Source organism: Staphylococcus sp. GDY8P57P, from assembly GCF_017892585.1.
In the GTDB taxonomy this organism is placed as follows: Bacteria; Bacillota; Bacilli; order Staphylococcales; family Staphylococcaceae; genus Staphylococcus; species Staphylococcus borealis.
In genome coordinates this window covers 1-673 of sequence record NZ_JAESLK010000167.1, presented here as the reverse complement: position 1 = coordinate 673, position 673 = coordinate 1, and the positions used below count along the sequence as shown (strand labels likewise).

At 33.3% G+C, this 673-nt stretch carries 1 protein-coding gene; it reads left to right on the top strand.

The genetic code is table 11. The annotated features are described in order from the left end of the window. The coding region (locus KA878_RS14155; RefSeq protein WP_483883284.1) for a GntT/GntP/DsdX family permease at positions 1–643 on the top strand (643 nt) is incomplete at its 5' end. Positions 644–673: the final 30 nt, after the last annotated feature.

Here is a 673-nt window from a genome sequence, read left to right as displayed (position 1 = left end):
AGCTTTATTACCAGTATTTATTATGCTTATTTCAACTGTTGTAGATTTATTAACAGGCTCACCAGAAAACCCACAAGGTATTTTAGGATTTATTAGTTTTATTGGTGAAGCGGGTACTGCAATGTTAATTTCAGTATTATTCGCTATTTATTCAATGGGTCTTAAACGAGGATATAAAGTTACAGAAGTTATGGATACATTAACAAATGCCATTTATCCAATTGGTATGATGCTCTTAATCATCGGTGGCGGTGGTGCATTTAAGCAAATATTAATTGATGGCGGCGTAGGTAAAACAGTTGAGTCACTATTTACAGATACAGCAATGTCTCCAATATTATTAGCTTGGATCGTTGCAGCAGTACTAAGATTAGCATTAGGTTCTGCTACAGTTGCTGCTATTTCAACAGTTGGTATTGTTATGCCATTATTAGAATCATCAGATGCTAATTTAGCATTAGTCGTATTAGCAACTGGTGCTGGTAGTGTAATCGCGTCACACGTAAATGATGCTGGTTTCTGGATGTTTAAAGAATATTTCGGTTTAACGATGAAAGAAACATTCTTATCATGGACGCTTCTTGAAACAGTTATCTCAGTTTCAGGTATTATCTTTATACTATTTATAAGTCTATTTGTATAATTTATTTAAATATGAATATAAAAACCTCCA